We start from the raw sequence: 20,993 nt of genomic DNA on the forward strand, positions 1-20,993 counted from the left end.
GACCCTGTGACTGTACCTGCCAAGAACAAAGCCGACTTCTGGTTCGACCCCCTCTGCCCGTTCGCATGGGTCACCAGCCGCTGGCTCGGCGAGGTGGAGGCCGTCCGGGACATCGAGACCGAATGGCACGTCATGAGCCTCGCCGTCCTGAATGAGGGACGCGACCTGGAGCCCGCTTACCGGGAGTCCATGGACAACGCCTGGGGCATGGTGCGCGTGATCATTGCGGCCCGCGAAGGGCACGGCCCGCAGGTCATCAAGCCGCTTTACGACGCCATGGGCACGCTGATCCACAACCAGGGGGAAAAGGACCGCGCACAGGTCATCACCAAAGCCCTCGCCGAGTGTGGCCTGCCCGCCTCCCTGGCCGATGCCGCCACCACCGACGCCTATGACCGGCAGCTCCGGGCCAGCCACGAAGAAGGCATCTCACTCGTGGGCCAGGACGTGGGAACGCCCGTGGTCGCTTTCAACGGAACGGCGTTCTTCGGACCGGTCCTGACCCGCATCCCCCGCGGCGAAGAAGCCGGCAGGATCTGGGACGCCACCACCACCATCGCCGCCTATCCGCATTTCTTCGAGCTCAAGCGCAGCCGCACGGAGAGCCCGGAATTCAACTAAGCGCCGGGCCGCCTGCCATTGGCTGGCCGCGCCAAGGGCCCCGCAGAAACTACCAGCGTGTAGTTCCTGCGGGGCCCTTGTGCATGCCTTGGGGCAGGAGAACAATGGTTCTTACCCACTTCGAAAGAGGCGGGACGCAGGAACCAAAGATCCAGTGATATGTAATTTGACGCAGCCATCGGCAAAGTTGAGTGCAAGCTACCAGTGACGGTGTAGTAAGACCTGGAGTTTCGGAGGATCCTGCCAGACCATCGAAATAACGTCACAAGATGGCCGAAAAGTCGAAGCCCCACCAACGGCAAAACGCTGATGGGGCTTCCCCTTTGCCCGGAAACGGGCCCGTTCGGATGAGACCGGCTGTCAGGCCTTGGCGGGTTCGTCGCTGGCGGCGAGGGCAACGTCCGTGACGGCAAGGTCTCCGTCGCCCGCCACCAACGTGATCTGCCGGGCGTTGGACGCCGCCTTCAGGTCGGCCAGGCCAGCCTGCAGTTGCGCCGTCAGTGCCTCCGGAGCGGTGATCGTCGCGGAGAGGACCTCGGTGCGCTGCTTGACCTTTGCCTCGGACTTGGCCTTGCGGACACCGCTGAGGGCCACGCCCACGGTTGCCAGCATGGTGGTGTCTCCGCCGGGGATCTCCAGCGCGGCCGGCCACGCCGCCCGGTGCACCGATCCGTTGCGCCACCAGCTCCAGACTTCCTCGGTGGCGAAGGGCAGGAACGGGGCGAAGAGGCGCAGCAGGGTGTCCAGGGTGGTGGCCAGGGCTGCCAGCACTGATGCCTGCTCGGCTTCGCCTGCCGCTCCATAGGCGCGGTCCTTGATCAGCTCCACGTAGTCATCCGTGAACTGCCAGAAGAATGTCTCCGTGAGCTGCAGGGCGCGGGCGTAGTCGTAGTTGTCGAACGCCTTGGTGGACTGGGTGACGACGTCGGCCAGTTGGGCCAGCAGGGCACGGTCCAGGGGGTTCGAAAGGACGGAGAGATCGCCGGCCAGCACCGAGTTCTCGGTGGCACCGAGGTTCAGCACGAACTTGGAGGCATTGAGGAGCTTGATGGCCAGGCGGCGGCCGATCTTCATCTGGGCAATCTCATAGGCGGTGTCGGCGCCAAGGCGTGCGGAGGCAGCCCAGTAGCGGACCGCGTCCGAGCCGTACTCGTTCAGCACGTCGGTGGGGACCACCACGTTGCCTTTGGACTTGGACATCTTCTTGCGGTCCGGGTCCAGGATCCAGCCGGAGATGGCAGCGTGCTTCCACGGCGCGCAGTTCTGGAGGGCATCGGCGCGGACCACCGACGAGAAGAGCCAGGTCCGGATGATGTCGTGCCCCTGGGGGCGGAGGTCGAACGGGTAGACCTTGGCAAACAGGGCCTCGTCGCGGCTCCAGCCGCCAACGATCTGCGGGGTCAGCGAGGAGGTGGCCCACGTGTCCAGGACGTCGGCATCGCCCGTGAAGCCGTTGGGCTGGTCGCGCTGCGCCTCGTCGAAGCCGGGGGCGGCGTCAGCCGCGGGGTCAACGGGCAGCAGTTCGTCGGAGGGCAGGATGGGGTTGTCGTACTCCGGGTTGCCCTGGGCGTCGAGCGGGTACCAGACGGGGATGGGCACGCCGAAGAACCGCTGGCGGGAGACCAGCCAGTCACCGTTCAGGCCGGCGATCCAGTTCTCGTAGCGGGAGCGCATGAAGGACGGGTGGAAGTCGATCTCCTTGCCGCGGCCGATCAGGCGTTCGCGGCGGTCCTCGTCGCGGCCGCCATTGCGGATGTACCACTGGCGGGACGTGACCACTTCCAGGGGTTTGTCGCCCTTCTCGAAGAAGTTGACCGGGTGGGTGATCTTCTTGGGCTCACCGTCCAGCAGGTCCGCTTCCTTGAGCAGTTCCACCACGGCTTCCTTGGCGGAGAAGGCCGTCTTGCCGGCGATCGCGGCGTACGCTTCCCTGCCGGCCTCACTGGTGATCCAGTCGGGGGTCTCGGCAATGATGCGGCCGTCTCGGCCCATGATGGCGCGAGTGGGCAGCTGCAGTTCCCGCCACCAGGTGACGTCGGTCAGGTCACCGAAGGTGCAGACCATGGCGATGCCGGAGCCCTTGTCCGCTTTGGCCAGCGGGTGGGCCTTGACCTCGAGTTCAACGTCGAACAGCGGGGACTTCACGGTCTTGCCGAACAGCGGCTGGTACCGCTCGTCGTCGGGGTTTGCCACCAGCGCGGCACAGGCAGCCAGCAGTTCCGGACGCGTGGTCTCGATGAAGACCTTGTCGCCGTCTTCGGTGAAGAAGGGGTACCGGTAGTAGGCGCCCGGAACCTCACGGTCCTCCAGTTCGGCCTGCGCAACCGCCGTGCGGAAGGTGACGTCCCACAGTGTGGGTGCTTCGGCCATGTACGCGTCGCCGGCGGCCAGGTTGGCAAGGAAGGCGCGCTGGGACACGGCGCGGGAGGTGTCGTCGATGGTGCGGTACGTCAGGTCCCAGTCGACGGACAGGCCCAGGGTCTGGAACAGGTTTTCGAAGACCTTCTCGTCCTCGACAGCCAGTTCCTCGCACAGTTCGATGAAGTTCTGCCGGGAGACGACGTCGAAATCGCGCTGGTTCTTGGCAGGCTGGACGGGCGGCCGATAGTCGGCGTTGTAGGGGATGGCGGGATCGCAGCGGACACCGTAGTAGTTCTGGACACGGCGCTCCGTGGGGAGGCCGTTGTCATCCCAGCCCATGGGGTAGAAGACGTTCCTGCCGGTCATGCGCATGTAGCGCGCCTGCACGTCGGTCTGGGTGAAGGAGAACATGTGGCCCACATGCAGGGATCCCGACGCCGTGGGCGGGGGAGTGTCGATCGAGTAGACCTGCTCCCGGGTGGTGTCGCGGTTGAACTTGTAGGTTCCCTCGGCCAGCCAGCGCTGGGTGAGCGCTGCTTCGAGGCCTTCGAGGGCCGGCTTGTCCGGAACGTTGATGGGGGCGGTGGTGGGCGTGTCTGTACCCTGCGTGTCTTCAGCCATTGGGCAATTCTTTCATGCCCGCTTCCATCCCACCCAACCGGTCCCGCCCGGCCGCATGCGAAGGCGGGTAGCATGCGGCGTATGGTCCAACAGCGGGGCACCTTTGGCATCAAGCGCATCTACGATCCACCGGCGGACGACGACGGCTGCCGGGTGCTGGTGGACCGTCTCTGGCCGCGCGGGATGTCAAGGGACAACGCGGCCATCGATGTGTGGCTCAAGGACGTGGCCCCGTCCACCGGGCTGCGCAAGGACTTCAACCACCGCCCCGGACGGTTCGCGGAGTTCAGCGAACGCTACCGGGTGGAACTGGATTCCAATCCGGCGGTGGAGACGCTGCTGGAACTGGCCGCCGGCCACCCAAGGATCACCCTGCTCTACGCTGCCCGCAACACGGAGGCAAACCACGCCCTTGTCCTGCTTGATTACCTCCGGGGACGTCCTGCCGGCTGATCCCGTTAGGGTGGTGCCATGACGAAGGACATGCAGAAAAAAGCGGCACTGGTGACCGGAGCAAGCAGCGGAATCGGGGAGGCCACTGTGCGCGCGCTGCGCGCCGACGGGTGGACGGTCTTCGCCGTGGCACGCCGCGCCGAACGCCTGGCCGCCCTGGAAAGCGGGACAGGCGCCGTGGCGATTCCTGCTGACATTGCAGAGGACGACGACGTGTCCCGGCTCCTCGCGCAGGTCACCGACTCGGGCGGCATCGATACGCTCATCAACATTGCCGGCGGCGCCCGCGGCGCCGACAGGGTAGGAGATGCCAGCACGGAGGACTGGGAGTGGATGTACCGGGTCAACGTCCTGGGCACCATGAAGCTCACCCGCGCCTTCCTGCCCATGCTGCGCGCCAACGGCGAAGGTACCGTGCTGAACCTCACCTCCACTGCGGGACTGGACGCGTACGAGGGCGGCGGCGGCTATAACGCCGCGAAGTTCGCCCAGCACGCCATGACCAACGCGCTCCGGCTTGAAGAGGTGGAGAACAACGTCCGCGTCATCGAGGTGGCGCCGGGCCTGGTGCAGACCGAGGAATTCGCGCTCAACCGCCTGGGGGACGCGCAGGCGGCGGACAAGGTCTACCGGGGGGTTGAGAAGCCGCTGACCGCAGAGGACGTGGCCGACGTGGTCCGCTATGCCGTCACGGTTCCGCACCACGTCAACCTGGACCAGATCGTCATCCGGCCGGTGGCGCAGGCAGCCACCCACAAGCTGGTCAGGAAGGGCTGAGCCGGGCGGGGTCTGCCCATCCCGTGGCTGGACCGGTCAGGAACACTAGGAGACCCCGGCGGTCAGGGTGGCTGCCACGGCGGCATGGTCCGTCCCGCCAACCCGGTGGACCGAGTAATCCGATGCTCTGATGTCCGGGCTGGTCACCAGATGGTCCAGGGCAATCCCCGGCAGCCGGAAGCCGCGCATGGGCCACGTGGGCACCAGCCTGCTGCCCACGGCGGCAGCCACGTCCACCAGGGGCAGGTTGCCGCCCGTTCCGGCCAACAGGTCCCGGAATTCCCGGTGGTCGTAGGTCGCGTTGAAGTCTCCCGCCAGCAGCAGGGGACCGGATCCGTCGGCAGCCCTGGCCACGGCAGCCAGGTCGCTGCGCCATTGACTGAGGCCTTTTCCCACTGGCGCCAGGGCGTGGACTGCCACCACACGCAGGCCGGCACCGCTGCCGAGGTCAAGGCGTGCCACGGGCATGGCGAACCGCGTGTCCGGGAGGACGCCGGTGGCTGTCAGGTTGTAGGAGGAGTAGATGGCGGAGCCTGCGGCGCGGTCACGGGCCTGGGCAACCCGGTGGGGGAGCAGGTCGTCGAGTCCGGCCGCCATCAGCTTTCGCGCCATTTCGGGTGTGTACTCCTCAACCGCCAACAGGTCTACATGCAAATCACGGACCAGGGCCACGATGCTGCCGGCATCAGCCCCGCCCAGTTCCGTGTTGATGCTCATGGCAACCAGGGAGACCGACGTGCCGGAAGCCCCGGCCGCTGCCCCGGCGGTTGCCCCGGCGGCCGGTGCGCGGATATCGAGCGGGAAAAGCCAGAACACCTGGCAGGCCGCCAGTGCCGTGGCCAGGACCTGCTGCCACCGGCTCCGTCCAGCGAAGGCCATGAGCAGCGCTGCGGCGGCGGGAACGGCGAGCCAGGGCGTGAATGCCACCAGCTGGACACCGAGTACCGGCCAGTCGGCAGGCACCGCGCGGACGGCGGAGACCGCCGCCACCGGCAGGGCAGCAGGGATGAACAGCCACCTGCACGCCGTGGCCGTACGCCTCCATCCCGCGGGGCGCCCGGAAGCCGTCATGACGCGAGTCTAGGCAATGCACGGTGACGGCGGCAGCCCCCGGACGGAGAAGACCGCCCGGAAATGGCCCGGCCCGCCCCGAACGGCACACCCCGGCGGAACGGCACTGCCCGCCGGAACCGCGTTGCGCCCGGAATGGCACTGGATGCCGCGGCGATAGTAGACTCTGCAGTGGCTATGACCCGGCAATCACCGGTGAGCTTCCGGAAGAACACGCAGGCCGCGCCCCGCAAGGCGGGCCCGCGTCAGTAGAACCGGACGGGTAAGCCCGTCACAGCAGTAATGAAGCGGCCGGGGCGGCGGGTGTTCCTTTGGGAACCACGCGGCGCCGGTAAGTGAGGTGGTACCGCGGTGGGCGTGCAGTCTTCGGGACGGCACGGCAGCCGTCCTCGCATCCTGAACGGAACCTCCGGCCGTGCCGGGGGCTCACCACGCTCAACCCAGGATGTCGAACATGACGTTTTACCCCAAGGCCTCAGCCTCCAGCACCTCCTCCAAAGGCAGCGCCGGCGTTTCCGCCTCCGTGAAGTTCCCGGAGATCGAAGAGCGCATCCTGAAGTACTGGGACCAGGACGGCACCTTCCAGGCCAGCATTGACCAGCGCAGCGCCGACGTCCCCGGCGGGGAGCCGGGCAGCAACGAATTCGTGTTCTACGACGGCCCGCCGTTCGCCAACGGCCTGCCCCACTACGGCCACCTCCTCACCGGCTACGCCAAGGACCTGGTTGGCCGCTACCAGACCCAGCGCGGCAAGCGCGTGGAACGCCGTTTCGGTTGGGACACCCACGGCCTGCCCGCCGAGCTGGAGGCCATGAAACAGCTGGGGATGACGGACAAGACCCAGATCGAGGCCATGGGCATCGACAAGTTCAACGACGCCTGCCGCGCGTCCGTCATGAAGTACGCCGATGAGTGGCGCAGCTACGTCACCCGGCAGGCCCGGTGGGTGGACTTCGACAACGACTATAAGACACTCAATGTCGAGTACATGGAGTCGGTCCTCTGGGCGTTCAAGCAGCTGCATGACAAGGGCCTGACGTACAACGGCTACCGGGTGCTGCCGTACTGTTGGAAAGACGAAACCCCGCTGTCCAACCATGAGCTGCGCATGGACGACGACGTCTACAAGAACCGCCAGGACCAGACCGTCACCGTCACCTTCCCCATCCTTGCGGGGAATTCGGAACTGTCCAAGGAACTTGCCGGCGTGCAGGCGCTCGCCTGGACCACCACCCCCTGGACGCTGCCCACCAACGCCGCGCTCGCCGTCGGGCCTTCCATCACGTACGCCGTGCTGCCCGCCGGTCCCAACGGCATCAAGGCCGCCTCGGCCGACGCCCCGGTCACGGGCAGCTTCCTGCTCGCGGCGGACCTCCTGGGCGCCTACGCCAAGGACCTCGGCTACGACAGCTTCGAGGACGCGGAAGCCGCCGTGGTGTCCACCCACTCCGGCGCCGAACTGGAAGGCCTGGCATACCAGCGGCTCTGGGACGACTTTGCCGACAACGAAAAGTACGGCATGGAGAACGCCTGGCGGTTCGTAGTGGCTGACTACGTCACCACCACCGACGGAACCGGCGTGGTGCACCAGGCGCCCGCCTACGGTGAAGACGACCAGAAAGTCTGCGAGGAGGCTGGCATTCCCGTGGTGCTCTCCGTGGACGAGGGTGCCAAATTCCTGCCGTTGTTCAAGCACGGCGACCTCCACGACATCGCGGGCCTGCAGGTCTTCGAGGCCAACAAGCCCATCACCCAAGTGCTCCGCGCCCAGGGCAGGCTGGTCCGGCAGGCCAGCTACGAGCACAGCTACCCGCACTGCTGGCGCTGCCGCAACCCGCTGATCTACCGTGCGGTGTCCTCCTGGTACGTGGAGGTCACCAAGTTCAAGGACCGGATGTCCGAACTGAACCAGGAGATCAACTGGATCCCGGGGAACGTCAAGGATGGCCAGTTCGGCAAATGGTTGGAGAACGCCCGCGACTGGTCCATCAGCCGGAACCGCTTCTGGGGCAGCCCCATCCCCGTGTGGCAGTCAACGGATCCCGAATACCCGCGCACCGACGTCTACGGTTCCCTGGCCGAGATCGAGGCGGACTTCGGCCGGCTGCCCCTGAACAAGGACGGCGAGGTGGACCTCCACCGGCCGTTCATCGACGAGCTCACCAGGCCCAACCCGGACGATCCCCGCACCCCCGAAGAGGGCCAGTCCGTGATGCGCCGCGTCGAGGACGTCCTGGACGTCTGGTTCGACTCCGGCTCCATGCCCTACGGACAGGTGCACTACCCGTTCGAAAACGAAGCCTGGTTCAACACGCACAACCCCGCGGATTTCATCGTGGAGTACATCGGCCAGACCCGCGGCTGGTTCTATATGCTGCACATCCTGTCCACCGCACTGTTTGACCGGCCGGCGTTCCGCAACGTCATCAGCCATGGCATTGTGCTTGGATCCGACGGCCAGAAAATGTCCAAGAGCCTGCGCAACTACCCGGACGTCTCCGAGGTCCTGGACCGCGACGGGTCCGACGCCATGCGCTGGTTCCTCATGTCCAGCCCCATCCTCCGGGGCGGCAACCTGATCGTCACCGAGCAGGGCATCCGGGACGGCGTCCGCCAGGTGATCCTGCCGCTCTGGAACGTGTACAGCTTCTTCACCCTGTACACGAACGCCGCGAACGGTGGCGCCGGTTACGATGCCAAACTGCGCTACGAGGGCTACCGGGACACCCTGGACCAGTACCTGCTGGCCAACACGGGCGACCTCGTCCGCAGCATGACGGCACAGCTGGACACCTACGACATCTCCGGCGCCTGCGACTCGCTGCGCAGCTACCTGGACATGCTCACCAACTGGTACGTCCGCCGCAGCCGCCAGCGGTTCTTCGACGAGGACCAGGACGCCTTCGATGCGCTGTTCACTGCCCTGGAGACCGTCACCCGTGCCGCCGCGTCGCTGCTGCCGCTGGTTTCCGAGGAAATCTGGCGCGGCCTGACCGGCGGCCGGTCCGTGCACCTGGCCGACTGGCCGGACGCGGACCTCTTCCCCGCCAATCCCTCCCTGGTGGAAACCATGGACCGGATCCAGCAGATCTGCTCCACCGGTTCCTCGCTCCGCAAGGCAGCCAACCTGCGTGTCCGCCTGCCGCTGCAGGAGCTGACGGTTGTGGCACCCGGAGCGGACGCCCTGCAGGGTTTCGCCGCCGTCGTCGCCGATGAACTGAACCTCCGTTCCGTTCGCCTGCTGGACGCCGCCACCGCCTCCCCGGAGGAGTTCGGGATCCAGCAGAAGCTGGTGGTCAACGCCCGCGCTGCCGGGCCGCGCCTGGGCAAGAACGTCCAGGTTGCCATCAAGGGGTCCAAGTCAGGGGACTGGTCGGTGGACGACGCCGGTGTGGTCACCGCCGGCGGGCTGCAGCTGGAACCCCAGGAGTACACGCTTGAGACAGTGGTTGCCGGGTCCGGCGGTGCTGCCGCGGCTGTGGCCGTGCTGCCCGGCGGCGGCTTCGTCGTGCTGAACACGGAAGTCACGCCGGAGCTTGAAGCCGAAGGGCTGGCACGCGACATGGTGCGGGCAATCCAGCAGGCCCGCAAGGACGCCGGGCTCAACGTGAGCGACCGCATCCGTACCACCGTCACCGCTCCCGGGAACGTCGTTGATGCCCTGCTGGCCAACGCCGAACTGGTCAAGGGCGAGACACTGACGGTGGACCTGGTGGCAGAGCCGGGCACCGTGTCCGAACCCGCCGTTGCGGTTGAAAAAGTGGAGGCCTAGGACATGAGCGACGAATTTTCCGTGGAAAGCGTGTACGCCGAACTGCTGGGACGGGCGCCGGAAAACAAGATGGAGCCGCGGCTGGCTCCGCTGTTCCGTGCGATGGACGTGCTGGGCGAGCCCAACAAGGCGTTCCCGATCATCCATGTGACCGGAACCAACGGCAAGACGTCCACATCCAGGATGATCGAGTCCGTGCTCCGCGCCCACGGCCTGAGCACCGGACGCTACACCAGCCCGCACCTGTCCAAGGTCACCGAGCGGATCAGCATCGACGGCCATCCGGTATCCGACGAGACGTTTGTCAGGATCTGGGACGAAATCAGGCCCTACCTGCAGATTGTGGACTCGGAACTCGAAGCCGAGGGGGAGCCGAGACTGACGTACTTCGAGTGCCTCACCATCCTGGGCTTCGCCATCTTCGCTGACCAGCCGGTCAACGTGGCCATCATCGAGGTGGGTTTGGGCGGCATTACCGATGCCACCAACGTCGGCGACGGCCAGGTCTCGGTGGTGACGCCGATTTCGCTGGACCATACCGACCTCCTGGGCGACACCACGGAGGACATCGCCCGCGAAAAGGCCGGCATCATCAAGCCCGGCGGCTACCTCATCAGCGCGGCCCAGCCCCTCGATGCGGCCCAGGTGCTGCTGGAGAAGGCCAAGGCGGTGGGCGTACCGTTCCGCTTCGAGGGCGTTGAGTTCGGTGTCGAGTCACGGACGGTGGCTGTTGGCGGGCAGGTGTTGACTATCCAGGGCATCGCCGGCCGCTACCCGGACCTCATGCTGCCACTGCACGGCGCCCACCAAGCACAGAACGCTGCCGTCGCGGTGGCCGCCTTGGAGGCGTTCTTCGGCGGTGAAAAGGAACTCGACCTCGACGTGCTGCAGGAAGGCTTCGCGGCCGTCACGTCCCCCGGCCGCCTTGAGGTGGTGCGGACCGCACCCACCATCATCGTGGACGCCGCCCACAACCCCGACGGCATCAAGGCCTCCGCCGCCGCCCTGCGGGAAGCATTCACCTTCACCAGGCTGGTTCCGGTGGTGGGCGTGCTCAAGGAGAAGGACGCGGAGGAGATCCTGCGCGAAATCAGGGAGTCGCTGGGCGACATGGCAGTGGAGTACTGCTTCACCCAGTCCAACTCTCCCCGGGCGGTTCCGGCCGCCGAGCTGGCGGAGCTGGCGATCGACCTGGGATTTGGCGAGGACAACGTCCACATCGCCGAAAAGCTGGACGACGCACTCGAATGGGCCGTGGAACGGGCCGAAGCCAATGACGACCTTTCCGGCGGCGTGCTGGTCACCGGCTCCATCACCCTGGTGGCAGAGGCGCGGATCCTGCTCGGAAAAACGGAGGCGTAAGCGTGGCCAGATTGACCAAGGCCCAGCGCGAGTGGCGTCCCGGCATGCCCAAGAAGCGCCGCTCCACCAAGGTGATGTTCGCTTCCACGGTGCTGCTCCTGGAAGCGTTCGTCATGTTCTTCGCCACCCTGGTGGTGTTTGGCCTGCGCCGCGGGGAGTTTCCGCCGGCACTGATCCTCGGCGTGGGGATCGCACTCAGCGTGGTCATGATCTTCGCCTGCGCGGTCCTCAACAGGCCCTGGGGCATCGGCCTGGGCTGGATCCTGCAGCTGGTCCTGATCCTCACAGGCATCTTCGAGCCGGCCATGTTCCTGGTGGGTGGGCTTTTCGCCGCGGCCTGGTGGTACGGAATCCGCACCGGCATCCGGCTGGACCGCGAGGCTGCGCAGCGGGCACGCGAACAGGCCGAATGGGAAGCCGCCCACCCGGACGGGGCCGGTCCCGCCCAGCCCCAGTCCCCGTAAACCAGTCCCCGTAAGCCAGTCCCCGTAGACTTATCCCGAAACCCCACGAACGCATTGGAGCAGTTGTGACTACAGAGCGCACCCTCGTCCTGATCAAGCCCGACGGCGTCGCCCGTAACCTGACCGGCGCCATCCTGGCCCGCATTGAAGCCAAGGGCTACAGCCTTGTTGAGCTGAAAAAGGTCGACGCCACCCGTGAGCTGCTGGAGCAGCATTACGAGGAGCACGTAGGCAAGCCGTTCTACGAGCCGCTGGTGGAGTTCATGCTCAGCGGACCCGTGGTGGCGGCCATCTTCGAAGGCCACCGCGTCATTGAAGGGTTCCGGTCACTGGCCGGCACCACGGACCCCACGACCGCGGCCCCGGGCACCATTCGCGGCGACTTCGGCCGGGACTGGGGCCTGAAGGTCCAGCAGAACCTGGTGCACGGCTCCGACTCAACCGACTCCGCCGAGCGCGAGATCAAGATCTGGTTCCAGGGCTGACAGTCCAAGGACAGCAAAAGGCCCCTGGTTCTTCGGAACCAGGGGCCTTTTGCCGTCCGCAGCTCAGAAGCCTGACGTGCCCGCAAAGACCTGGATGAACGCGAAGAAGATGGTGGCGACGACGGCCACGTACAGCAGTGCCGTGATGATCCAGCCGGAATCACCCAGCACGCGGGCCGCCCCCGCGGGCATTGGGATCACTCCGGCCGTGATGTTCCTGATGGTGGTCCACACAAAGAGCGGAATCATGGCCGCCCAGACGATCATACAGAACGGGCACAGGATGTGGATCGAATACAGGGCCTGGGACCACAGCCACACCACGAAGGCGAAGCCGAGCGTGACGCCCACCTGAAGCCCCATCCAGTACCACCGCGCGAACGTGGCACCGGACAGCAACGCCATGCCCACGGTTATGGTGATGGCGAACGCGACGATACCGATGAACATGTTGGGGAAACCGAACAGCGAACTCTGCCACGTCTGCATGACCTGGCCGCAGGAGATCCAGGGGTTCACGTCGCAGACGGTGGTGTGGTTGGGGTCCTTGAGGACTTCGAGCTTTTCCAGGACCAGGGTTCCGGAGGCAAGCCAGCCCACGATTCCGGTGATGACCAGCAGCCAGCCGAAGGGCCGGTTCCGGGCCATCCGCGGAACGCCTGCGGCCGCAGTGGCCTGCGGATCCGTGGCCCTTTCCGTTTCATGGGCGCTGACGGGGGAGATGCTGGGCATGGGTGTGGCGTCCTTTTCGTCCGGTGCTCCTGAGCCTGATTGTAACGCCGGCGGCTGGTGCCGCCACACAGGAATGGGAACGGAAGTGCCTGCCTCCGCGGCGATCCGGCGCGGGTATGAGAGAATGAACGTGGCTGGAAGCCGATCCACATTCGGACTCCGGTCCGGTGGTATGTTCCCAAGACCGCCAATGATGGGCAGGGCAGGCTTCGGATTCTTCCGGCACTCCCGCCACTCCATTGGGCGGCACCTGGTTGTGGCACGCAGAACAACGGGTTTTCAGAACATCCACCGGCTCCCACGGGCTGCCGCACCCCAATGACGGTGCGAACCTGGGAGTATCCACGTGACTTCTGTCAACGCCTGCGGGTTTTGACAATATGTGCCCCAATGGGTGCCGGATGTGGCGGTACGTCAGGGGCAGGAGTGTTGCCACATATGGACAATGATCAGGAACTGGCCGTTAACGATGATGCACCGGCTGCCGAGGCTGCTGCTGCACCCAAGAGGGCTGTACGTACCCGCCGGAAAACGGCTCCCAAGACCGAAGAAGCCGTGACGGATGCAGCGGCCACGGCGCCGGAGGCAGCCGCCCCTGAAGTAAGCGGCGACTCGCCGTCGGCGGAAGCCGCCGCGGCGACCAAGGCCCCGGCCCGCCGCACCCGCGCCCGCAGGAAAGCGGACGCCCCCGAACCCCTGCCCGCCTTCGCTGATGACGCAGAGGCAACCGCTGCCGCCGGCACTGCGCCTGTTGATGCTGTGTCCGTCGATGCTGCGTCCGTTGATGCCCCGGCACCGGCCGTGGCCGGTGAAGACGCTGCCGCAGCACCTGCTGCCACGGCGGACGCCGAAACCAAACCTGTTCGCCGCCGTCGGGTAGCCACCCGCAAGGCCGCGTCCCCGGCTGCCCCGCCCGCGGCGGAAGCCGCGGCAGCGGACGCCGTCGCTGCAGAACCAGCAATCCCGGAAGCCCCGGCACAGGAACCGGCCCGGGAGGAAGCTGCCGCCCAGGAAGCAGCTCCTGCGCAGGAGCAGCCCCAGGAACCCGTCGCGGCCGCCGAGGCTGCCGGAACCCCCGGGCCTGCCCGGGAAACCCCCGCTGTGGCCAAGGAAGAGCACGCTGCGGTCAAGGAACAGACCGCCCCCGCCGCGGCCGCCAGCCCCTTTGGTTCCCTCTTCCTGGAGCCTGCATCGCCCACATCCGTGCTCTTCCAGGCCCCGGACCTCAGCACCGTGGTCCGTCCCGCAGCACCCGCCGTCGAGGAACCTGAAGAGGAAGAAACCGACGACGGCGACGATTCCTCCAGCCGCCGCCGGCGCCGCAGCCGCGGCCGCAGGGGCCGCAGCCGCGTCGGCGACAAGGCGGACGAGGACATCGAGGGTGGCAGCGCCGAGGCTGACGCCGAGGACGAGGCCGAGGAGGACAGCGCCACACAAGCCGAGGACGGCGTGACGTCCCGCCGCCGCCGTCGCCGCCGCCGCGGTGACCAGGACCTGGAGCTGACCGGCGGGGAAGGCGACGACCCGCCCAACACGGTGACGAGGGTCCGTGCCCCGCGCGCGGTCAGTGAAGCGCCGGTCAACAACCGGGTCACCAGCGTCAAGGGCTCCACCCGCCTTGAGGCCAAGAAGCAGCGCCGCCGCGAATCCCGCGACACCGGCCGCCGCCGCACCGTCATCACCGAGGCCGAGTTCCTGGCCCGCCGCGAATCCGTGGACCGGCAGATGATCGTCCGCCAGCGCGACGACAGAATCCAGATCGCCGTCCTTGAAGACGGTGTCCTGGCCGAGCATTTCGTGTCCAAGACCCAGCAGGACTCGCTCATCGGCAACGTCTACCTGGGCAAGGTCCAGAACGTGCTGCCGTCAATGGAAGCTGCGTTCGTGGACATCGGGCGTGGCCGCAACGCCGTGCTGTACGCCGGTGAGGTCAACTGGGAAGCCGTCAACCTCGAAGGCAAGCAGCGCCGCATCGAGAACGCGCTCAAATCCGGCGACACCGTCCTGGTCCAGGTGACCAAGGATCCCGTCGGCCACAAGGGCGCCCGGCTGACCAGCCAGATCTCCCTTCCCGGCCGCTACCTGGTCTACGTGCCCGGCGGCTCCATGACCGGCATCTCCCGCAAGCTGCCCGACGTCGAACGCAACCGCCTCAAGCGCATCCTCAAGGACCGCCTGCCCGAGCACGCCGGCGTCATCGTCCGGACCGCCGCGGAAGGTGCCTCGGAAGAGGAACTGACGCACGACATCAACCGCCTGCGCGCCCAGTGGGAAGGCATCGAAAGCCAGTCCCAGTCCACCAAGATCCTGGCCCCGGAGCTGCTGTACGGTGAACCGGACCTGACCATCAAGGTGGTCCGGGACGTCTTCAACGAGGACTTCTCCAAACTGATCGTCTCCGGTGAGGAGGCCTGGGACACCATCGAGGCCTACGTCACGTACGTGGCGCCGGACCTGGTGGGCCGCCTCGAGAAGTGGACCAAGGACCAGGACATCTTCTCCGCCTGGCGCATCGACGAGCAGATCCACAAGGCCCTTGAGCGGAAGGTCTTCCTGCCCTCCGGCGGCTCCCTGGTCATCGACCGCACCGAGGCCATGACCGTGGTGGACGTCAACACCGGCAAGTTCACCGGCAGCGGCGGCAACCTCGAGGAAACCGTCACAAAGAACAACCTGGAAGCCGCCGAGGAAGTGGTGCGCCAGCTGCGGCTGCGCGACATCGGCGGCATCATCGTGATCGACTTCATCGACATGGTGCTCGAATCCAACCGCGACCTGGTCCTGCGCCGCCTGGTGGAATGCCTGGGCCGCGACCGGACCAAGCACCAGGTTGCCGAGGTCACGTCGCTGGGCCTGGTCCAGATGACCCGCAAGCGCATGGGGACGGGCCTGCTGGAAGTCTTCGGCGAGCAGTGTGAGGCCTGCGCCGGCCGGGGCGTAGTGACGCACGACGATCCCGTGGAGCACCGCCGCGCCAACATTGTGGCGGCCGAGCACCACGTCCAGCGCGCCGACAGCCGCCCCGAAGCCCGCGGGGAAGCCCACCGCCCCGAAGGGCAGCGGGCCGATGGCGGCCAGCCCGGAGTCCGTCCCGAGCGCAAACGGCGGCGGGGACGCGGCGGCCAGCAGCCCGAGGCTGCCCCGGCGCCTGCTGTCCACGTCCACACCGTCCTTCCGGACCCCACAGACGCAGAGCGGCACGCCAAGGCAGAGGCCACCCGGCTTGCCCTGGCGAACATCGCGGCTGCCGCCCATGCGGCCCACCTGCATGACGATGAGGTGGCAGCCACCCGGCAGGCACCGTCCGCCGAGCCGGCGCAGGCCCCTGTTGAAGAGAAGCACGACGCCGATGGCCCGGCACGCCCCGCAGCTGTCCTGACCTTCGGCGGCGAGGAAGTCCCGCTTCCCTTCGTGGAGCACGCTGAGGACCAGCATCCCAGGCCCGCCCTCACGCTGGACCGGCTCGCGGAAGCCTTCGCCCACCTCGGCCAGCCGGCTTCCCCCGTGGAGAACGCGCCCGCCAAGGCCGCAGACACGGTGAAGCCGGCCGAACAGTCAGCGCCCGAACAGTCGGTGCCCGAACAGCAGCCCGGCGGGGGAGCGGAGGCGCGTGCCGCCGTGGAAGCTCCGGCGGAAAAGGACTACTCCGACCACACGCTGGAGCAGTCCCGGCAACGCAGGCCGCGGCGCCACCGCGCTGCCAGCCGGGCCCAAGGTGCCGCAAATGAAACCGCTGTCCAGCACCACGAGAACGTCCAGGCGACAGGCGCGGGGCACTCGCACGCAGCCAAGGTTCCGGATACCGCCAACGCACAGCCCGCTGCGGCGGAGCCCGGCAAGCCGGCAGGGGAACCGATCATCCTCGGCGTCGGCGTCCCCGCCTCGGAGCTCTAAGCCAAGGCGCAGTTAACGCGCCACCCAGGAAGTCCCCGTCGTGCGGACTGTCCCCCATGAATCCAGGGGGAACAGTCCACGGGCGGGGACTTCCTGCTTGCGCGGGTGCTGTCACCTTTCCGCCGGGTACGCCCCAGCGGCTACTCTGGAACCCGACACGGGGTGCCGCGCAGAAGGCCGGCTGAGATCCACACCCGTTGAACCTGTCCGGCTAGTACCGGCGAAGGGATGTCTGTTGTCTTCGACCCTCTCCATTGCCCTGCCCACAGCGTCCGGCGTGGCCCCCGCGCTGCCTGGGGGCCGCGATGTCCCGCGCGTCCTCTCCATTGCAGGCTCCGACCCGTCCGGCGGGGCCGGGATCCAGGCGGACCTCAAAAGCATTGCCGCCCATGGCGGATACGGCATGGCCGCGATCACGGCACTCACGGCGCAAAACACCCGGGGCGTGCAGTCCGTCCACGTCCCGCCGGCCGGCGTCCTGGCCCAGCAGCTGGACGCGGTCAGTGACGACATCAGCATCGACGCCGTCAAGATCGGCATGCTGGGCGACGAGTCGGTGATCCGCACTGTCCGCCAGTGGCTCGAAAAGGCCCGTCCCGCCGTCGTGGTCCTGGACCCCGTCATGGTGGCCACCAGCGGCGACCGGCTGCTGAAGGAATCCGCCGAAGCCGCGCTCCGGGAACTGCTGCCCCTTGCCCACCTCATCACCCCCAACCTTCCCGAGCTCGCGCTGCTGCTGGGCACGGAGCCGGCGAAAGACTGGGACACCGCGCTGGACCAGGGCAGGCGCCTGGCGGAAGCCACCGGAGCCACCGTGCTGGTCAAGGGTGGCCACCTTTCAGGCCTCGACTGCCCGGATGCTCTGGTCAACGCTTCGGGCCTCCTGGGGCCGGACGTGGTGGAAGTGCAGGGGAAGCGGGTTTCCACGCGGAACAGCCACGGGACGGGCTGTTCCCTGTCCTCTGCCATGGCAACAGTCCAGGCCCGTTTGGGCAATTGGGAGGCATCACTGCGAACGGTCAAGCCCTGGCTGGCCGGCGCACTTGAGAACTCCGGCCAATTGGAGGTGGGCCAGGGGAACGGCCCCGTACACCACTTCCACCACGTGCGGCCGGTCCTGGAGGAGGGCGGCTTCGCGGCCCGGTTGTGGTCGGAAGCCCAACAGGACCTGGCGGACATCTACGCACTGGACTTCATCCACGGCCTGGCGTCAGGAGACCTTCCGGAGAAGGACTTTGCCTACTACCTGGCGCAGGATGCCCTCTACCTGAACGGCTACTCCAGGGTGCTGGCACGGGCCAGCGCGCTGGCCCCCTCGGAGGCCGAGCAGCTTTTCTGGGCCGGATCCGCGCAGCAGTGCCTTGAGGTGGAATCGGAACTCCACCGCTCGTGGCTCAGCACCCGCCCGGCCCCGAAGGGCCTGGGCCCCGTCACCAAGTCATACGTGGACCACCTCACGGCAGCGTCGGCGTCGGGCAGCTATGCCGTCCTCGCCGCCGCCGTGCTTCCCTGCTTCTGGCTCTACGCCGAAGTCGGCGGGAAGCTCCACGCCCGGTTCCTGGCCTCGGGCGAACCGGACGGCCATGCCTACGCGGCCTGGCTCCGGACGTACGCCGACGAGGGCTTCGCCGAAGCCACCCGCAAAGCCATCGCCATCGTGGATGCAGCCGGACGGACCGCGCCGGACCATGAGAGGGCGGCGATGGTGACGGCGTTCAAGCAGTCCTGCCGCCTGGAAGTGGAGTTCTTCGACGCGCCGAGGCTGCATTCGTGACCCCCGCGGGCCGGGCCCGGCTATGATGGTGGAGCACGGTTGCGGCGGTTCCTGCCGGGCTGTGGTTACTACCACAGCCGGCCCGCCTGAACCAGCCTCATTTGCGGCCGAAGATGGATTTAGCGTATTCTTGATCTTCGGTGCTTACGCCAACACTTGGGTTACGACCCCACGGCGTTGAGGCACAGCGAGAAACCAAGCTTTTAGCAAGTCGGTTCCGCACGCAAATTTTGTATAAACGTCGAGAGAAGTGAGTTCCCAAGTGGTGTACGCGATTGTCCGCGCAGGCGGCCGCCAAGAGAAGGTTTCCGTTGGAGACTTCGTTACCCTGAACCGCGTCGCCGGTGGAGCCGGCAGCACCATTGAGCTGCCCGCACTGCTCCTGGTTGATGGTGACAAGGTCACCTCCGCCGCCGCTGACCTGGCCAAGGTAACTGTTACGGCTGAAATCCTCCAGGACCTGCGTGGTCCTAAGATTGTCATCCAGAAGTTCAAGAACAAGACCGGCTACAAGAAGCGCCAGGGTCACCGCCAGGAACTGACCAAGGTCAAGATCACCGGCATCAAGTAACCACCGGTTACTGTTCAGGCATTTCAACAGATTCCCCAGAATTTAGAGGCAGGCATTTCAGATGGCACATAAAAAGGGCGCGAGCTCCACTCGCAACGGTCGCGATTCCAACGCTCAGTACCTCGGCGTCAAGCGCTTCGGCGGCCAGGTTGTTTCGGCCGGCGAGATCATCGTCCGCCAGCGTGGCACCCACTTCCACCCGGGCGCCGGCGTTGGCCGTGGCGGCGACGACACCCTGTTCGCCCTGACCCCGGGCGCCGTTGAATTCGGCACCCGCCGCGGTCGTCGCGTAGTCAACATCGTTGCTGCTGCAGCTGCAGAGTAACAACAAGTTCTGAAACGGTGGAGCGGGCCTGAGGGTCCGCTCCACTGTTCTTTTAACCGCATTACAATCGATGTGGCGTCCCCTGGGCCGCCAGGTAAACAGTTTCTGAGGAGATCCACGTGGCCAGCTTTGTAGACCGGGTAGTACTGCACGTATCCGGCGGTACCGGCGGCCATGGGTGCGTCTCCGTCCACCGCGAGAAGTTCAAGCCGCTGGGCGGACCCGACGGCGGCAACGGGGGCAACGGCGGCGACGTGATCCTCCGCGTCGACCACCAGACCACCACGCTTCTTGACTACCACCACGCACCGCACCGGCACGCCAGCAACGGCGGCCCCGGCATGGGTGACTGGCGCGGCGGCAAAAACGGTGAAACCCTCATCCTGCCTGTCCCGGACGGCACCGTGGTGAAGTCCAAGGACGGCACCGTCCTGGCTGACCTCGTCGGCGAGGGCACCGAATACGTGGCCGCCGCAGGCGGCATTGGCGGACTCGGCAACGCCGCCCTGTCCTCGCAAAAGCGCCGCGCCCCCGGCTTTGCGCTGCTGGGCATCGAAGGCGAGTCCCGCGACATCGTCCTGGAACTGAAGTCCATCGCCGACATCGCGCTGGTGGGCTTCCCGTCGGCCGGCAAGTCCAGCCTCATCGCGGCGATGTCCGCGGCCCGGCCCAAGATCGCTGACTACCCGTTCACCACGCTGGTTCCCAACCTCGGCGTCGTGCAGGCCGGAGACGTGCGGTTCACCATCGCCGACGTACCCGGGCTCATCGAAGGTGCCAGCGAGGGACGCGGCCTGGGCCACCACTTCCTGCGGCACGTGGAGCGCTGCGCAGCCCTGGTGCACGTGCTGGACTGCGGCACGCTGGAATCGGAGCGCGACCCGTTGTCGGACCTCGCCATCATCGAGGGCGAGCTGGAGAAGTACGCCGTCGACATGAGCTACGCAGGCCAGGACGGCGAAGTGGTACCCCTGAACCACCGCCCCCGGCTGGTGGCCCTGAACAAGGTGGACCTGCCCGACGGCAAGGACATGGCCGAATTCGTGCGTCCGGAACTCGAATCCCGCGGCTACCGCGTGTTCGAGGTGTCCGCCACCAGCCATGAGGGCCTGCGCCAGCTGGGCTTCGCCATGGCGGAGATCGTCAAGGCGGCCCGCGACGCCGTCGCTGCCGCACCGCCCAAGGTCCAGCCCGCCGTACTGCGTCCCCGCGCCGTCAACGAGGCCGGCTTCAAGATCCGGCGCGAGGAAAAGAACCTGGAGCCGCTGTTCCGCGTCCTCGGCGAAAAGCCCGAACGCTGGGTCAAGCAGACCGACTTCACCAACGAGGAAGCCATCGGCTACCTTGCGGACCGGCTCGCCAAGCTCGGCGTGGAGACTGAACTGTTCAAGCAGGGCGCCAAGCCGGGCGACACCGTGGTCATCGGCGGGGACGACGGTGTCGTCTTCGACTGGGAGCCCACCATGATGGCAGGGGCCGAGCTCCTGGCGTCGCCGCGCGGCACCGATGTGCGGTTCGCAGACATTGGGGATCGGCCCACCCGCAGCCAGAAGCGCGACGAGCAGCAGGAGCGCCGTGACGCCAAGGCCGCCGCCCGGGCCGAGCTCGAGGCGGAACGGAAAGCCGGTATCTGGACCGAATCCGTCAGTGGCCGCCGCGCTGCCCACCCTGTGAAGGAGAGCGGACTGGAAGCGGACGATGACCTCTAGG

The 20,993-nt window shown here is 66.9% G+C and carries 15 protein-coding genes and 1 riboswitch; of the genes, 12 read left to right on the forward strand and 3 right to left on the reverse strand.

The genetic code is table 11. From position 1 onward, the window contains the following. Window positions 1-6: 6 nt before the first annotated feature. Window positions 7-621 (forward strand): mycothiol-dependent nitroreductase Rv2466c family protein, encoded by a 615-nt coding sequence (locus tag ACV095_RS08720; protein WP_200953161.1) that lies wholly within the window; start codon window positions 7-9, stop codon window positions 619-621. 360 nt (window positions 622-981) lie between these two features. On the opposite strand, the gene valS is transcribed toward ACV095_RS08720, so the two are convergent. Continuing rightward, on the reverse strand, window positions 982-3,603 hold the full coding sequence (gene valS, locus ACV095_RS08725; RefSeq protein WP_478223287.1) for a valine--tRNA ligase: 2,622 nt from the start codon (window positions 3,601-3,603) through the stop codon (window positions 982-984). Between the two features lie 72 nt (window positions 3,604-3,675). Between valS and ACV095_RS08730 the strand changes: the two genes are divergently transcribed. Both ACV095_RS08730 and ACV095_RS08735 read left to right on the forward strand, forming a co-directional pair. After that, entirely contained in the window at window positions 3,676-4,056 is a 381-nt protein-coding gene (locus tag ACV095_RS08730) for a DUF488 domain-containing protein (RefSeq protein ID WP_134164655.1), read from the forward strand. Between the two features lie 18 nt (window positions 4,057-4,074). Continuing rightward, on the forward strand, window positions 4,075-4,833 hold the full coding sequence (locus ACV095_RS08735; RefSeq protein ID WP_026265800.1) for an SDR family oxidoreductase: 759 nt from the start codon (window positions 4,075-4,077) through the stop codon (window positions 4,831-4,833). Window positions 4,834-4,878: 45 nt separating this feature from the next. Here the strand turns inward: ACV095_RS08735 and ACV095_RS08740 are convergent, their stop codons facing one another. Continuing rightward, window positions 4,879-5,904, reverse strand: a complete 1,026-nt coding sequence (locus tag ACV095_RS08740; protein ID WP_478223288.1) for an endonuclease/exonuclease/phosphatase family protein — start codon at window positions 5,902-5,904, stop codon at window positions 4,879-4,881. Between the two features lie 454 nt (window positions 5,905-6,358). On the opposite strand from ACV095_RS08740, the gene ileS reads away from it, so the two are divergent. The 4 genes from ileS to ndk all read left to right on the forward strand — a co-directional run bounded on the left by ileS (window position 6,359) and on the right by ndk (window position 11,987). Continuing rightward, on the forward strand, window positions 6,359-9,676 hold the full coding sequence (ileS, locus tag ACV095_RS08745; RefSeq protein ID WP_134164657.1) for an isoleucine--tRNA ligase: 3,318 nt from the start codon (window positions 6,359-6,361) through the stop codon (window positions 9,674-9,676). A 3-nt stretch (window positions 9,677-9,679) separates the two neighbouring features. Further along, entirely contained in the window at window positions 9,680-11,038 is a 1,359-nt protein-coding gene (locus tag ACV095_RS08750) for a bifunctional folylpolyglutamate synthase/dihydrofolate synthase (protein WP_056390666.1), read from the forward strand. Window positions 11,039-11,040: 2 nt separating this feature from the next. Continuing rightward, window positions 11,041-11,502 (forward strand): DUF4233 domain-containing protein, encoded by a 462-nt coding sequence (locus ACV095_RS08755; RefSeq protein ID WP_026265799.1) that lies wholly within the window; start codon window positions 11,041-11,043, stop codon window positions 11,500-11,502. Between the two features lie 65 nt (window positions 11,503-11,567). Beyond that, a complete protein-coding gene (gene ndk / locus ACV095_RS08760) occupies window positions 11,568-11,987 on the forward strand; it encodes a nucleoside-diphosphate kinase (protein WP_018769466.1) in 420 nt (139 codons plus the stop codon). Between the two features lie 63 nt (window positions 11,988-12,050). Here ndk and ACV095_RS08765 read toward each other — a convergent pair whose 3' ends face one another. Then, the gene (locus ACV095_RS08765; RefSeq protein ID WP_018769465.1) at window positions 12,051-12,719 is read right to left on the reverse strand and encodes a vitamin K epoxide reductase family protein; all 669 of its coding nucleotides are present in this window, start codon (window positions 12,717-12,719) and stop codon (window positions 12,051-12,053) included. Between the two features lie 438 nt (window positions 12,720-13,157). Here ACV095_RS08765 and ACV095_RS08770 point away from each other — a divergent pair, with 438 nt between their 5' ends. The 5 genes from ACV095_RS08770 to obgE all read left to right on the forward strand — a co-directional run bounded on the left by ACV095_RS08770 (window position 13,158) and on the right by obgE (window position 20,992). Continuing rightward, window positions 13,158-16,613, forward strand: coding sequence for an Rne/Rng family ribonuclease (locus ACV095_RS08770; RefSeq protein ID WP_478223289.1), 3,456 nt, complete (start codon window positions 13,158-13,160; stop codon window positions 16,611-16,613). Between the two features lie 148 nt (window positions 16,614-16,761). Next, window positions 16,762-16,859: riboswitch (TPP riboswitch) on the forward strand. A 7-nt stretch (window positions 16,860-16,866) separates the two neighbouring features. Continuing rightward, window positions 16,867-18,387 carry a bifunctional hydroxymethylpyrimidine kinase/phosphomethylpyrimidine kinase gene (gene thiD / locus ACV095_RS08775; RefSeq protein ID WP_478223435.1) on the forward strand — a complete coding sequence of 507 codons (1,521 nt, stop codon included), beginning with the start codon at window positions 16,867-16,869 and terminating at the stop codon, window positions 18,385-18,387. Window positions 18,388-18,649: 262 nt separating this feature from the next. Then, window positions 18,650-18,958, forward strand: a complete 309-nt coding sequence (gene rplU, locus ACV095_RS08780) for a 50S ribosomal protein L21 (protein ID WP_003803420.1) — start codon at window positions 18,650-18,652, stop codon at window positions 18,956-18,958. Between the two features lie 61 nt (window positions 18,959-19,019). After that, window positions 19,020-19,283 (forward strand): 50S ribosomal protein L27, encoded by a 264-nt coding sequence (gene rpmA, locus ACV095_RS08785; protein WP_009372867.1) that lies wholly within the window; start codon window positions 19,020-19,022, stop codon window positions 19,281-19,283. A gap of 119 nt (window positions 19,284-19,402) precedes the next feature. Further along, a complete protein-coding gene (gene obgE, locus ACV095_RS08790; protein WP_018769462.1) occupies window positions 19,403-20,992 on the forward strand; it encodes a GTPase ObgE in 1,590 nt (529 codons plus the stop codon). The last annotated feature ends 1 nt before the right edge of the window (window position 20,993 follow it).

The organism is Arthrobacter sp. JDC6 (assembly GCF_056484025.1).